The following is a 13191-nucleotide window of genomic DNA, read 5'->3' as shown; positions in this document are numbered from 1 at the left end:
CGGTTCAACAAGCTGCCCCCGCCACGGGCGTGGGCGCCGTGGCCGGCGGTGTGCTGGGCGCCGTGGTGGGCAACCAGATCGGCAAGGGCAGCGGCCGCACCGCTGCCACCGTGCTAGGTGCCGTGGGCGGTGGTTATGTGGGCCACAAGGTCGAAGAGCGCACCCGCACCCACACGGTGTACCAGGTGGCGGTGCGCATGGAAGACGGCTCGCTGCGCCACTTCCAGCGCGCTGAACCCACTGCTGTGGGCACGCCCGTGGTGCTGCAGGGCAAGGGCTTCCGCGTGGACCAGGGCGGCTCGGCCCGTGCTGCAGACCCCTATGCGCAGCCGCAGCCCCAGCCGGGTGCGGTGCGGGTGTCGGACACCTACTGAGCCAGTTCGTCGCTTCCCCCAAAACAAAAGCCCGCAGACGCGGGCTTTTGTTTTGTTCAGCCGTTGGCTGATTGCCGCTTGGTGGGCGGGTTACAGCACCACCGGGATCTCGGTCGCAGGCGGGGTGTTGCGGCTGCGTCCACAGCGCACCAGGCCGTCGATCATCACCATGCCAATGCCCGGGATGTCGCCCAACTGCACGCTCTCCAGCAGCGTGGCACCGGCGGTGTGCTGGGCGCGGTCCATGAAGACGAAGTCGGCCGCGCGGCCCACCTCGATCAGGCCGCAGTTCAGGTTGCGGATGCGCGCCGTGTTGCCCGTGGCAAAGCAGAACACCAGTTCGGCGGGGATGTCGGCAAAGCTGGAGATCAGCGCAATCATGCGCAGCATGCCCAGCGGCTGCACGCCCGAGCCGGCCGGACCGTCTGTGCCCAAAATCACGCGGTGCGGGCACTTGAGCTCGATGGCCGCCCGCGCGGCCTGGATGGCGATCTTCTCGTTGCCGTTGTGCACCAGTTCGATGGCGCGCGACGACTTCTCGCACAACTCGCACACATGCTTCCAGGGCAGCGAGGTGTGGCCGCCATTGATGTGGCCGATCACGTCGGCATCGGCCTCCAGCACCACGTCCTTGTCGATCAGGCCCGAGCCTGGGATGGACGGTCCGCCCGTGTGGATGGTGCTCTGGATGCCGTGCTTGCGCGCCCAGGCCACCATCTGCTGGGCCTCGTAGCCCGCCTTGACGGAGCCCAGGCCCACTTCGCCCAGCAGCGTCACGCCGGCGTCGGCCAGGTCCTTGAAGTCCTGCTCGGTCATGCCTTTCTCGATGACCGGGGCGCCTGCAATCACCTTCACGCCGCCGGGGCGGAAGTTGTCGAACGAGCGCTGCGCGGTGATGGCCAGCGCCTTCAGGCCCACGATGTCCTTGGGCCGGCCGGGCAGGTGCACTTCACCGGCCGAGACCATGGTGGTCACGCCGCCGTTCATGGTCGAGTCGATCCAGCCGATCTGGTTCTGGCGCGGCGTCCAGTCGCCAAACACGGGGTGCACATGGCTGTCGATCAGGCCCGGCGCCACACAGGTCTGGCGTGCGTCGATCACGGTGTTGGCGTGGTCGGTATCGCAGTCCTTGTAGCGGCCCACGGCCACGATGAGGCCGTCATTCACCACGATGGTGTCGGCGTCGAGGATGGGGCGGTCCAGGTCGCCCGACAACAAAAGACCGATGTTCTGGATGACGACCTTGCCCGATTTGCCGCCTGCTGCTGCTTCTGCCATGGATCCTCCTCGTGGGGTGGTGGGCGGGGCGCCACGCGGCACCCCGCAGGGAAAAATCTCTTGTTGATTCAGGCCGCCGCCTTGCCCTTGGGCAGGTGGGGGCCGGGCGCCACGGTGCGCAGCACGGTGTCGATGACGAACGACTCCCAGTGCGCCAGCGCGTCGGGCGTCTCCAGGTCTTCACCCAGAAAGGCCGACAGCGTGTGCCGGTTGGACATGTAGAAGTAGCCCGTGGCGGCGATCAGCAGGTACACATCGCGCGCCGATACGTCCTTGCGGAACAGGCCCTGCGCCTGGCCGCTTTCGAGCACGCGGCGGATCACCTCGATGGCAGGCGACGAGTATTCGCGGGCCCGCATGGACTTGGAGATGTGCTTGCCCTTGTGCAGGTTCTCGGTGTTGAGCAGCGTGATGAACTCGGGGTTCTTGCGGTAGTAGCCCACCACAAAGCGGATCACGGCCTGCAGCGCCTCCACCGGTTTGGCGGTGTCCAGGTCCAGTTTGGACTCCGCATCGTTCATGCGCCGGTAGGTTTCCTCCAGCACCTCGATGAACAGGCCTTCCTTGCTGCCGAAGTAGTAGTAGATCATCCGGTCGAAGGACTTGGCCGCCTTGGAGATCTTCTCCACGCTGCCGCCTTCGTAGCCGTAGCGGGCGAACACCTTGGTCGCCGCCTTCAGGATGTTGTCGCGCGTGGTCTGTGCTGCCTGCTCGCGCACGCCCGTCTTGCGGGCAGAGGCTGCGCGGGGGGACGCGGTCCGGGTCTTGGTGGGAGTGGCAGACATGGCGGGTCCTGGTGGATGGCGCGGGCCCCGGGAGTGGAGCCCGCCGGGGATCACTGCTCTGCGAACGCGCGTTCGATCACGAAGTCGCCAGGCTTCGTGGTGTTGCCTTCATTGAAGCCGCGCTCTTCCATCATGTGCTTGAGGTCGCGCAGCATCTCGGGGCTGCCGCAGATCATCACGCGGTCTTCGGCGGGGTTGAGCGCGGGCAGGCCCAAGTCGCGCGCCAGCTGGCCGTTCTCGATGATCGTGGTGACGCGGCCCTGGTGCTTGAAGGCCTCGCGCGTCACGGTGGGGTAGTACTTGAGCTGCTTGCTGACCATCTCGCCCAGGAACTCGTGCTTGGGCAGTTCTTCGGTGATGTAGTCGTGGTAGGCCAGCTCCTTCACCTCGCGCACGCCGTGCACCAGGATGACCTCTTCGAACTTCTCGTACGTCTCGGGGTCGCGGATCAGGCTCAGGAACGGTGCCACGCCCGTGCCGGTGGAGAGCATGTACAGGCGTTTGGCAGGCAGCAGGTAGTCGATCAGCAGCGTGCCCGTGGGCTTTTTGCCGACCACGATGGTGTCACCCACCTTGATGTGCTGCAGGCGAGAGGTCAGCGGGCCGTCGGGCACCTTGATGGACAGGAACTCCAGATGCTCTTCGTAGTTGGGGCTCACGATGCTGTAGGCGCGCAGCAGGGGTTTGCCGTTTTCGCCGCGCAGACCAATCATCGTGAAATGGCCGTTGGAGAAGCGCAGCGCGGTGTCGCGCGTGGTGGTGAAGGAGAAAAGGCGGTCCGTCCAGTGGTGGACCGTCAGGACGCGTTCGTCAAGAAAGGCGCTCATGGTGCGTTAGATGGAAAAGTTGGAAGCAAATAAGGAATTTGGCTGAAGCTGGCTCAGATTCGGGGCCGCATGCGCTCTACAGCGCAATGTTCAGGCCTGAAAGCTTGTGGCTCACAACCCTCCATTGTTCCGCATCTGGCAAAGCCGCTTTTCTTTTGGTGATTGTGGGGAGCGTGGGCGCCAGCTTTTTGTTGAACTGCAGAAAGATTTCCATGCCTTCGGGCAGGTCGTCTTCGGCATAGATGGCGTTGGCCGGGCACTCCGGAATGCACACCGCGCAGTCAATGCATTCGTCGGGGTCAATGACCAAATATTCCGGGCCTTCTTTGAAGCAGTCCACGGGGCACACATCGACGCAGTCGGTGTACTTGCACCGAATGCATGCGTCCGTCACAACGTGCGTCATTTTGGGGCTCCTCGTGCACCGTTTTTGGGGGTGCGAAAACACCATTGCAGAGTCTGGTTGATTCCGCTACATTGACATGAAATGTAGTGTTCACAACATTTAAGTTAAGTGAATGCTACACAAAATGCAATGCGCATACAAGCACTTGCAACAAAGCAATGAATGGGTCGCCACGATGACTGAACACACCAAGACTGATGGGCTGCCGGGCATGGATGCGCCGGAGCTGCCGCAGGTGCTGGAGCGCGCCCGGCCGCGCAATGACCGCATGAATGCTGCGAAGGTCGAGTGCAATGCGTGCCCGGTGCTGTGCCAGATTTCCGAAGGCCGCGCAGGCGCTTGCGACCGCTACGCCAACCAGGCGGGCGTGCTGGTGCGGCTGGACCCGGTGGTGTTGCTGCGCAAGACGCTGGAAGCGGGCGAGGCCACGCTGGTGCCGTTTGCGGGCCGCGCCGAGGCTGCAGAAGATGCTGGGACCGAAGTGGCTCCTGAACCCGCATGGAACGGCGACCTGCTGCTGTCGGAAGAAGTGTTCGTGACGGGCGTGGGCTCGTCTACCACCTACCCGGACTACAAGCCCGCGCCCTTCATCGTGGGCTCCCAAACCGATGGCGTGGACATGGTCACCGTGGTGACCGAGGGCATCTTCAGCTACTGCAGCTTCAAGGTGAAGATCGACACCGACCGCTTCCTCGGCTCGGAGCAGGCCAACGTGCGCTGCAAGGGCGAGGTGGTGGGCCATGTGACCACGGCCGAATACGGCTCGCAGATGCTGTCGCTGGGTGGCGTGCACCATCTCACGGGTGGCACCAAGAAAGAAGGCCGCATCACCGCCGAGATGATGCAGGCCCTGGGCAACAAGCAGGCGGTGGAGTTCACCATCGACGGTGGCTCGCAGCTCATCATCCAGGCCGGCCGCGCGCCCATCGTCAACGGTGTGGCCGAGCAGCGCATGCGCGTGGGCTGCGGCTCGGCGGCCATCGGCATCTTTGCGCGCCAGTTCTTTGGCCATGCGGACGAGGTGGTGGTGGTGGACGACCACATCACCGGCGTGCTGACCGAGCACCAGGCGGGCCGTTGCCTGGACATGAAGCCCTCGGGCATCCAGATGCGCGGGCGCAAGTCCACACCGGGCCGCTATTTTCAGGTGGCCAATCCGGGCACCGGCTGGGGCGGCACCGACATTGCCGACCCGCTGTCCATCATCGAGGGCTGGGACGAATCCGTCGCCTGGCCGGGGCTGCGCCTGTTGATGACCTCCACCACCGGGGAGCATGCGTCCTGGTATGTGCTGGACGCGCAACTCCATCCGGTCGAGGCCGAGATGCCCGCCGAAGTGCGCCGCATCGTGGACCGCATCGGCGAAAACTGCGAGCCCTCGCTCGCGTCCGTGCTGTTCCTCGGCGGTGCAGGCGGCAGCCTGCGCGCAGGGGTCACCGAGAACCCGGTGCTGCTCACCCGCTCCATCAAGAACGCGCTGGTCAATGTGACCTGTGGCGGTGCCCCCGCCTATGTGTGGCCGGGCGGCGGTATCACCGTGATGGCCGACGTGCTGCGCATGCCCGACAACAGCTTTGGCACCGTGCCCACGCCCGCCATCGTGGCACCCATTGAGTTCAGCATGCGCCGCGCGGACTACGAAGCGCTGGGCGGCCACACAGAACAGGTCCGCAGCCTGCGCGACGTGCTGGAGCGCGGTGCGTGGCACAACGACGGTGCACCGCAGGCGCGCGTGTGGCAAACCTTGCCCGCTGCCAATCCGTGGCCGCTGGGTCGCCCGCCTCTGCTGGGTTGATATGAAAAACCCCCTGAGTCGCTTCGCGCCTTCCCCCTCCAGGGGGACGACACCCTCGCTGCGGGGCGGCCCTTGCTCGGCGTTCCTGGCGGGGGCCGCGCCGGTGTTTACGGCTGCGGGCGGTGCGCCCTGCGGTGAGTACTGAAACGCACATGCAGGCCGCTCGCAAGCTCCTGTCCGACGGCCGCTGGCATTTCCAGCATGGCCCGATGGACCTCATCCTCCAGGCCGAAGGGGCGCGTGACGCCGTGGCCCAGGCGCACGAGCGCGCGTGGCAGCGTTTTGAAGGGCTGCTGCAGGAGCTGGTGAATGAACTCCCCGGCCTGCGGGCGCCGGTGGATGAGCGCTGCGCTTTGCAGGGCGTGGTGGCGCGCCGCATGTGGGCTGCCTGCAGCCCCTATCGCGCAGGTTTCATCACATCGATGGCGGCGGTGGCGGGTGCGGTGGCGCAGGAAATTCTGGCCTGCTACGAACAGCCTGGCGTAGACCGCGCTTGGGTCAACAACGGCGGCGACATTGCACTGCACCTGGTGCCCGGCCAGTCGGTCACGGTGGGGGTGTACGCTGACATCGCCGCACTGAATGCTGCACAGTTGCGCAACGGCCTGGTGCTGGATGGGCAGATCCGCATCGACAGCGCCATGCCGGTGCGCGGTGTGGCCACCAGTGGCTGGCGCGGGCGCAGCCAGTCGCTCGGAATTGCCGACAGCGTGACGGTGCTGGCGCGCACGGCGGCGCAGGCCGATGCAGCGGCAACCATCGTGGCCAACGCGGTGAATGTGGCCGATGCGCGAATCGTCCGGAGGCCAGCGTGGCAGGTGCGGGACGACAGTGACCTGGGTGCCATCCCTGTCACCGTGGATGTCCCCGCCTTACCCAAAGAGCTGGTGGGCCGGGCCTTGCACCAGGGGCTGCAAAAAGCGCAAGAATTGCAGTCCAGCGGCCTGCTGTGGTTTGCGCTGCTGGCGTGCCAGGGGCAGTTTGTGGCGACCTCGGCGCCTCAGGCGCTGGCGGATGCGGTGTGGCCCCGGAATGCGGCGGTGGAATCGGAAGTTGGTTCAGTATTTGCTTAACGAATTGCACAGGTCTACAGAATGATCCAGATACGACGCGTTTTTACCCATCTTGAGGAAATCCGGCACGAATTCGGGCCGGTGGCCGACGTGCCGCTGCTGCGTGGTGCCATCGGTGCGGTGCTGAACAACCCGTTTGCGGGTCGGTACGAACCCGACATCCTCCCCATGATGGACGCGCTGCAGGACGTGGGGCTGGACATGGCCCAGCGCCTCCTGAAGGCCATGGCGGTGCCTGCCGAGCGCATCGAGACCTATGGCAAGGGTGCCATCGTGGGCGCGGCGGGTGAGCTGGAACACGGCGCGCTGTGGCATGTGCCCGGTGGCTACGCCATGCGTGAGCTGCTGGGCTGGAAGGGCGACCGCAACGCCTACGCCAAAGGCCAGGCCGAGGAGAAGACCGGGCAGCCCGCCAACGCGCTGTCCATCGTGCCCTCCACCAAGAAAGTGGGCGGCCCCGGTGCAGCGCTGGATGTGCCGCTGACGCACATCAACGCCAGTTACGTGCGCAGCCATTTCGACGCCATCGAAGTGCGTGTTCCTGGCGCGCCCTCCGCCGATGAGATCGTGTTCATACTCGCCATGACCACGGGTCCGCGCATCCATGCCCGCGTTGGTGGGCTCAAGGCGGCAGACATCAGCCAGTGGAACGGCCTGCGCTGAGCCGCACGCCAGTCCGCACACCATCGAATAAGACAAGACCCCAAGGAGCCAAAAAATGCCAGCCAAGATTCGAAAGATCATCGTCCAGACCGACGAAGTCCGCGTGGAAATGGGGCGTGATGTTCAGCCCCCGGTGCGCAAGGCGCTGGCCATTGCCGTGATCGAGAATCCCTGCGCAGGCCGCTATGTGGAGAATCTCGACGAACTCATCGCCATCGGTGAGGAGCTGGGCGGCCTTCTGGGCGCTCGCTGCGTGCAGGCCCTGGGCATTGAACCCGGCCAGGCCCAGAGCTACGGCAAGGCCGCCATCGTGGGCGAGGCGGGCGAGCTGGAGCACGCCGCCGCCATCCTGCACCCCAAGCTGGGCGCACCCCTGCGTGTAGCGGTCGAGAAGGGCGCCGCTCTGGTCCCATCCAGCAAGAAAATGGGCGGCCTGGGCACAGCCATCGACGTGCCCCTGGGCCACAAGGACGCCGCCTATGTGCGCAGCCATTTCGACGCCATGGAAGCCCGTGTGGCCGATGCCCCACGGGCCAATGAAATCGTGGTGGCCGTTGTCGTGACGGACAGCGGGCGGCCGTTGCCACGTGTCGGCGGCCTCACGGTCTCTGAAATCAAGGGTGTTGACGGCCTGCGCTGAGCCCGGCGCGCGCACAACACACACCTGTCCTGTCTTACCCCCCGTTCGATCTCTCTCCAACCATCCTTCAGGAGTCTCCCCATGACGATGCGACGAAACCTCATGCGTGCCACGGCTGCGGCTGCATTGGCCCTTACCCTGGCCCCTGTTTTTGCCCAGGGCGTGATCAAGATTGGCGAGGTCAACAGCTACAAGGCGCAGCCCGCTTTCCTGGAGCCCTACAAGAAGGGCATGGAGCTGGCGGTCGATGAGATCAACGCTGCGGGCGGCGTCAATGGCAAGAAGATCGAACTGATCACGCGCGACGACAATGCCAACCCTGGCGACGCCGTTCGCGTGGCTGAAGAGCTGGTGTCGCGCGAGAAGGTCGATGTGCTGGCGGGCACCTTCCTGTCGAACACCGGCCTGGCGGTGGCCGACTTCGCCAAGCAGAAGAAGTTTTTCTTCCTGGCTGGCGAACCGCTGACCGACAAGATGACCTGGCAAGGTGGCAACCAATACACCTTCCGCCTGCGCCCCGGCACCTACATGCAGGCCGCCATGCTGGTGCCTGAGGCCGCCAAGATGAAGAAAAAGCGCTGGGCCGTGGTCTATCCCAACTACGAATACGGACAGTCTGCCGTGGCGGCGTTCAAGCAACTGCTCAAGGCCGCCCAGCCCGACGTGGAGTTTGTGGCCGAACAAGCCACACCACTGGGTCGGGTAGACGCCGGCAGCGTCGTGCAAGCGCTGTCGGATGCCAAGCCAGACGCTGTCTTCAACGTGCTGTTTGGCGCGGACCTGTCGAAGTTCGTGCGCGAAGGCAACACGCGCGGCCTGTTCAAGGGCATCGAGGTGGTCAGCGTGTTGACGGGCGAGCCCGAATACATGGACCCCCTGAAAGACGAGGCCCCCAACGGCTGGCTGGTGACCGGCTATCCCTGGTATGGCATCAACACCCCCGCACACAAGGCGTTCGAGCAGGCCTACCAGGCCAAGTTCAAGGACTACCCGCGCCTGGGCTCGGTGGTGGGCTACAGCATGATCAAGTCGGCTGCGGCTGGCATTGCGAAGGCCAAGAGCACCGACACCGACAAGCTGGTCGTAGCCTTCAAGGGTCTGCAGGTGGACACCCCATTCGGCAAGATCACCTACCGTCCTGAAGACCACCAGGCCACCATGGGCGCGTTTGTCGGTCGCACCAAGAACGAAGGCGGCAAGGGCGTGATGGTCGACTATGTCTACCTGGATGGCGCCGATGCCAAGTACCAGCCGTCCGCTGCCGACGTGAAGAAGTCGCGAAGTGCTGATTGATTCCCTCTGAGGTCTGAGGCGCCTGCCGCGCCTCGGTCCCAGCAGACGCTACCTGCAGTCCGGCACCGCCCGGCTCTGCGGGTGTTGGCTGGAGCACGGCCGGCTTCTTTCATGGCCTTCGCGCTGGCAAAAATGGTGTGAACAGGCCCTACAGGGTGTATCGAACATGAGTTTTTCGGGTTTCATCGTCCAGCTCATCAACGGGTTGGCGAGCGCGTCGTCGCTGTTCCTCGTGGCGGCGGGTCTGTCGCTGATCTTTGGCGTGACGCGCATCGTGAACTTTGCCCATGGCTCGTTCTTCATGGTGGGCATCTACGTCGCGTATTCGCTGGTCGAGCGCCTGAGCGGTGCCCTGGGCTTCTGGGTGGCCTTGCCGCTGGCCGCGCTGATCGTCGGCGTGCTGGGGGCGCTGATCGAAGTGGTGTTGCTGCGCCGCATCTACAAGGCACCCGAGCTGTTCCAGCTGCTGGCTACGTTTGCCCTGGTGCTGGTCATCAAGGACGCCGTGCTGTGGCTCTGGGGCCCTGACGAACTGCTGGGCCCGCGCGCGCCGGGCCTTTCAGGCTCCGTGAGCCTGCTCGGGCGGCAGTTTCCCAGCTACGACCTGTTCCTCATCGTGGTCGGTCCGCTGGTGCTGGGTGCGGTCTGGCTGCTCCTCACGCGCACCCGGTTTGGCACGCTGGTGCGTGCCGCTACACAAGACCGCGAGATGGTGAGCGCCCTGGGCGTCAACCAGGCCTGGTTGTTCACGGCCGTGTTTGCGCTGGGCGCGATGCTGGCCGGGCTGGGAGGCGCACTGCAACTGCCGCGTGAGCCCGCGACGCTGGAGATGGACCTGCACACCATCGGTGCCGCCTTCGTGGTGGTGGTGGTGGGTGGCATGGGCTCCATTCCGGGCGCGTACGCCGCCGCCCTGCTGATCTCCGAGATCAAGGCCATCTGCATCTGGCTGGGTGTGGTCGATGTGTTTGGCCTGAGTGTGTCGTTTTCCAAGCTGACCCTGGTGGTGGATTTTCTGGTGATGGCGGTGGTGCTGGTCTGGCGCCCGTGGGGCCTGTTCGGCAGGCCGCAGGCGCCCAGCCGCTACGTGGGCATGCAGGAGGAGCCGCTGCGTCGGCCTGGCAGGGCCTACCTGGTGGCGGCCGCCGTGTTGGGCCTGCTGCTGGCGGCAGCCCCGCTGCTGACCGCGCAGTCGCCGTACACCACGGTGTTGCTGATTGACCTGCTGATCGCAGCGCTGTTTGCGGCCAGCCTTCACTTCATCATGGGGCCTGCGGGCATGCACTCCTTCGGCCATGCCGCCTACTTCGGGCTGGGCGCCTATGGCGCGGCCCTGCTGGTGCGCTCGCTCGGGCTACCGATGGAGATCGCACTGGTGGTGGCGCCGCTGGTGGCGGCGGCCGGGGCGTTTGTCTACGGGTGGTTTGCGGTGCGGCTGTCGGGTGTGTACCTGGCCATGCTGACGCTGGCCTTTGCCCAGATCACCTGGGCCATCACCTACCAGTGGGACAGTTTCACGGGGGGCAGCAACGGCCTCACAGGCGTGTGGCCTGCGGCCTGGCTGGCAGAAAAGCGCATGTATTACTGGCTCACGCTGGCGTTGGTGGGGGCAGGGGTGTGGTGGCTGCGCCGCGTGTTGTTCTCGCCGTTTGGCTATGCGCTGCGCGCGGGGCGCGACTCTGTGCTGCGGGCTGACGCCATCGGCATCGACGTCAAGCGCATGCAGTGGGCGGCGTTTGTGGTGGCGGGCACGGCTGCAGGGCTGGCGGGGGCGCTGTATGCGTTCTCCAAGGGCAGCATTTCGCCGGAGTCGCTGGCCGTGGGCAAATCGGTGGACGGGCTGGTGATGGTGCTGCTCGGCGGCATCCAGACGCTGGCGGGCCCCGTGGTGGGCGCGGTCACCTTCACCTGGCTGCACGACACCGTGGCGCGCAACACCGACTACTGGCGCGCCATGCTGGGCGCCATCATCCTCATCCTGGTGCTGCTGTTTCCGCAGGGCATCGCTGGCACCATCAAACAGATTTTTGACAACATGCGCGACGCCAAGAACACCAAGGAGGGCGCAGCATGAGCCTCCTCAAAGTCACCGGTCTGGGCAAATCGTTTGGCGGCGTCAAGGCGGTGGATGGCATCCACTTCGAACTGGCGGCTGGCGAGCTGCTGGCGCTGATTGGCCCCAACGGCGCGGGCAAGTCCACCACCTTCAACATGGTCAACGGCCAGCTGCCTGCCGATGCAGGCTCCATCCAACTCAACGGCCAGGAGCTGGTGGGCCGCAAGCCCCGCGACATCTGGCGCATGGGGGTGGGCCGCACCTTTCAGATCGCTGAAACCTTTGCATCGCTGACGGTGGTGGAGAACGTGCAGATGGCACTGATCTCCAACGACGGTCTGCTGTTCTCCCTATGGCGCAGGGCTGCCGACCACAAACGCGAAGAAGCCCTGGCGTTGCTCGACCAAGTGGGCATGAAGTCGCAGGCCGACCGGCCCTGCAGCGTGCTGGCCTATGGCGATGTGAAGCGTGTGGAGCTGGCGATTGCCATGGCCAACGCTCCCAAGCTGCTGCTCATGGACGAGCCCACCGCCGGCATGGCGCCCAAGGAGCGCAACGAACTCATGGCGCTGACCAAACAGCTGGTGATCGACCGCAATATGGCCGTGCTCTTCACCGAGCACAGCATGGACGTGGTGTTTGCCTATGCCGACCGGATGATCGTGCTGGCGCGCGGGCGGCTGATTGCCGAGGGCAAGCCGCTGGAGTTGCGCGACCACCCCAAGGTGCAGGAGGTCTACTTCGGCACCGGCAAGACGTTTGAGAAGAAAGCCGCAGCCAATGCGGAGGCGGCATGACCATGACGACCCACAACCCCAAAGAACTGCTGCTCCAGGCTAAGGGCCTGCAGGCCTGGTACGGTGCCGCGCAAATCCTGTACGACGTGGATCTGGACGTGCGCCGGGGCGAAGTCGTGGCCTTGATGGGCCGCAACGGCGCAGGCAAGTCCACCACGCTCAAGACGCTGATGGGCATGCTGGCCAAGCGCAAGGGCAGTATCCAGTTCATGGGCAAGGACCTGTCCAGAACCGACCCGCACGACGCTGCCCGCCTGGGCTTGGGCTTTGTGCCGGAAGACCGCCGCGTGTTCACCGACCTCACGGTGATGGAGAACCTGGAAGTGGGCCGCCAACCCGCCCGCACCTGGCCCGATGGCACAGCCGCCCCGGTGTGGACGCCCGAGCGCCTGTTCAAGCTCTTCCCCAACCTGGGTGAGATGCCCCAGCGCCCGGGCGGCCGCATGAGCGGCGGCGAACAGCAAATGCTCACCGTGGCCCGCACGCTCATGGGCAACCCCTATCTGGTGCTGCTGGACGAGCCCTCTGAAGGTGTGGCGCCTGTCATCGTGGAGCAGATGGCGCACATGATCCTGGAGCTGAAAGAGCAGGGTGTGAGCATCCTGTTGTCCGAGCAGAACATGCACTTTGCCGAGTTGGTCTCCGACCGCGCCTATGTGCTCGAAAAGGGCCAGATCCGTTACCAGGCCAGCATGGAAGAGCTGGCCGCCAACGAAGAGGTGCGGCGCGCCTACCTCAGCGTGTGAAGCAGAAGTTCCCCGGCCCTGGCCCTACCGGGCCATGGCCGATGTGTCAGTGCGTTCCCAACCGGAGTGTTCACCATGCAAACTGCGCAACGTCGTCGCTTTCTTCTTCAATCGGCCGCGCTCACCGTGGCCGGGGCCAGCTTCCCCGCCAGCTGGGCGGCAGGCAAGATCAAACCCGGTGAGCGAGCGGCGCTCATCGTGGTCGATGTGCAGAACTGTTTTGTCCCGGGCGGCACGCTGCCCGTGGCCAAGGGGGATGAGGTGGTGCCCGTCATCAACCGCATTGCCGCAGCATTTGAAAACGTGGTGGTCACGCAGGACTGGCACACCCAGGGCCACGCCTCTTTTGCCAGTGCTCACGCGGGCAAGAAGCCGTTTGAAACCACCAAGCTGAGTTACGGCCAGCAGGTGCTGTGGCCCGACCATTGCGTGCAGGGCACCGACGATGCCGCCCTGCA

The 13191-nt window shown here is 65.1% G+C and carries 14 protein-coding genes; 10 read left to right on the top strand and 4 right to left on the bottom strand.

The window, feature by feature from the left end; all coding sequences use genetic code 11:
- Window positions 1–374, top strand: a 374-nt coding sequence (locus DBR23_RS01225) for a glycine zipper 2TM domain-containing protein (protein ID WP_146191188.1), incomplete at its 5' end; no start/stop codon positions are given.
- Window positions 375–464: 90 nt separating this feature from the next.
- Here DBR23_RS01225 and DBR23_RS01220 read toward each other — a convergent pair.
- From DBR23_RS01220 to fdxA, 4 genes are all read right to left on the bottom strand, one after another.
- Window positions 465–1652 (bottom strand): amidohydrolase family protein, encoded by a 1188-nt coding sequence (locus tag DBR23_RS01220; RefSeq protein WP_056643274.1) that lies wholly within the window; start codon window positions 1650–1652, stop codon window positions 465–467.
- Window positions 1653–1720: 68 nt separating this feature from the next.
- The gene (locus tag DBR23_RS01215; protein ID WP_108497036.1) at window positions 1721–2437 is read right to left on the bottom strand and encodes a TetR/AcrR family transcriptional regulator; all 717 of its coding nucleotides are present in this window, start codon (window positions 2435–2437) and stop codon (window positions 1721–1723) included.
- A gap of 50 nt (window positions 2438–2487) precedes the next feature.
- On the bottom strand, window positions 2488–3264 hold the full coding sequence (locus DBR23_RS01210; RefSeq protein WP_015012048.1) for a ferredoxin--NADP reductase: 777 nt from the start codon (window positions 3262–3264) through the stop codon (window positions 2488–2490).
- 76 nt (window positions 3265–3340) lie between these two features.
- Window positions 3341–3670, bottom strand: a complete 330-nt coding sequence (fdxA, locus tag DBR23_RS01205) for a ferredoxin FdxA (RefSeq protein ID WP_056057161.1) — start codon at window positions 3668–3670, stop codon at window positions 3341–3343.
- Between the two features lie 175 nt (window positions 3671–3845).
- On the opposite strand from fdxA, the gene DBR23_RS01200 reads away from it, so the two are divergent.
- From DBR23_RS01200 to DBR23_RS01160, 9 genes are all read left to right on the top strand, one after another.
- Complete coding sequence (locus DBR23_RS01200; RefSeq protein WP_108497037.1) at window positions 3846–5465, top strand: 6-hydroxynicotinate reductase; 1620 nt, start codon at window positions 3846–3848, stop codon at window positions 5463–5465.
- 152 nt (window positions 5466–5617) lie between these two features.
- Window positions 5618–6538 (top strand): UPF0280 family protein, encoded by a 921-nt coding sequence (locus DBR23_RS01195; protein ID WP_108497035.1) that lies wholly within the window; start codon window positions 5618–5620, stop codon window positions 6536–6538.
- A gap of 21 nt (window positions 6539–6559) precedes the next feature.
- On the top strand, window positions 6560–7201 hold the full coding sequence (locus tag DBR23_RS01190; protein WP_108497034.1) for an amino acid synthesis family protein: 642 nt from the start codon (window positions 6560–6562) through the stop codon (window positions 7199–7201).
- A 55-nt stretch (window positions 7202–7256) separates the two neighbouring features.
- On the top strand, window positions 7257–7841 hold the full coding sequence (locus DBR23_RS01185; RefSeq protein ID WP_108497033.1) for an amino acid synthesis family protein: 585 nt from the start codon (window positions 7257–7259) through the stop codon (window positions 7839–7841).
- An 81-nt stretch (window positions 7842–7922) separates the two neighbouring features.
- Window positions 7923–9134, top strand: coding sequence for an ABC transporter substrate-binding protein (locus DBR23_RS01180; protein ID WP_108497032.1), 1212 nt, complete (start codon window positions 7923–7925; stop codon window positions 9132–9134).
- Window positions 9135–9300: 166 nt separating this feature from the next.
- A complete protein-coding gene (locus DBR23_RS01175) occupies window positions 9301–11208 on the top strand; it encodes an ABC transporter permease (RefSeq protein ID WP_108497031.1) in 1908 nt (635 codons plus the stop codon).
- Window positions 11205–11987, top strand: coding sequence for an ABC transporter ATP-binding protein (locus DBR23_RS01170; RefSeq protein ID WP_056742258.1), 783 nt, complete (start codon window positions 11205–11207; stop codon window positions 11985–11987). The genes DBR23_RS01175 and DBR23_RS01170 overlap by 4 nt, the downstream gene beginning before the upstream one ends.
- Before the next feature lie 2 nt (window positions 11988–11989).
- Window positions 11990–12733 carry an ABC transporter ATP-binding protein gene (locus DBR23_RS01165; RefSeq protein WP_056743121.1) on the top strand — a complete coding sequence of 248 codons (744 nt, stop codon included), beginning with the start codon at window positions 11990–11992 and terminating at the stop codon, window positions 12731–12733.
- A gap of 75 nt (window positions 12734–12808) precedes the next feature.
- Window positions 12809–13191, top strand: a 383-nt coding sequence (locus DBR23_RS01160; protein ID WP_146191187.1) for an isochorismatase family protein, incomplete at its 3' end; no start/stop codon positions are given.

The sequence above is a fragment of the Acidovorax sp. HMWF018 genome, assembly GCF_003061035.1.
GTDB classification, from domain to species: domain Bacteria; phylum Pseudomonadota; class Gammaproteobacteria; order Burkholderiales; family Burkholderiaceae_C; genus Acidovorax; species Acidovorax delafieldii.
This window is presented reverse-complemented; position numbering and strand designations above follow the sequence as displayed.

Coding starts and splice junctions, on each gene's coding strand:
- DBR23_RS01215 (WP_108497036.1), bottom strand. CDS start 2,437: ATGTCTGCCACTCCCACCAAGACCCGGACCGCGTCCCCCCGCGCAGCC.
- DBR23_RS01175 (WP_108497031.1), top strand. CDS start 9,301: ATGAGTTTTTCGGGTTTCATCGTCCAGCTCATCAACGGGTTGGCGAGC.
- DBR23_RS01165 (WP_056743121.1), top strand. CDS start 11,990: ATGACGACCCACAACCCCAAAGAACTGCTGCTCCAGGCTAAGGGCCTG.
- DBR23_RS01170 (WP_056742258.1), top strand. CDS start 11,205: ATGAGCCTCCTCAAAGTCACCGGTCTGGGCAAATCGTTTGGCGGCGTC.
- DBR23_RS01180 (WP_108497032.1), top strand. CDS start 7,923: ATGACGATGCGACGAAACCTCATGCGTGCCACGGCTGCGGCTGCATTG.
- DBR23_RS01210 (WP_015012048.1), bottom strand. CDS start 3,264: ATGAGCGCCTTTCTTGACGAACGCGTCCTGACGGTCCACCACTGGACG.
- DBR23_RS01200 (WP_108497037.1), top strand. CDS start 3,846: ATGACTGAACACACCAAGACTGATGGGCTGCCGGGCATGGATGCGCCG.
- fdxA (WP_056057161.1), bottom strand. CDS start 3,670: ATGACGCACGTTGTGACGGACGCATGCATTCGGTGCAAGTACACCGAC.
- DBR23_RS01185 (WP_108497033.1), top strand. CDS start 7,257: ATGCCAGCCAAGATTCGAAAGATCATCGTCCAGACCGACGAAGTCCGC.
- DBR23_RS01190 (WP_108497034.1), top strand. CDS start 6,560: ATGATCCAGATACGACGCGTTTTTACCCATCTTGAGGAAATCCGGCAC.
- DBR23_RS01220 (WP_056643274.1), bottom strand. CDS start 1,652: ATGGCAGAAGCAGCAGCAGGCGGCAAATCGGGCAAGGTCGTCATCCAG.
- DBR23_RS01195 (WP_108497035.1), top strand. CDS start 5,618: ATGCAGGCCGCTCGCAAGCTCCTGTCCGACGGCCGCTGGCATTTCCAG.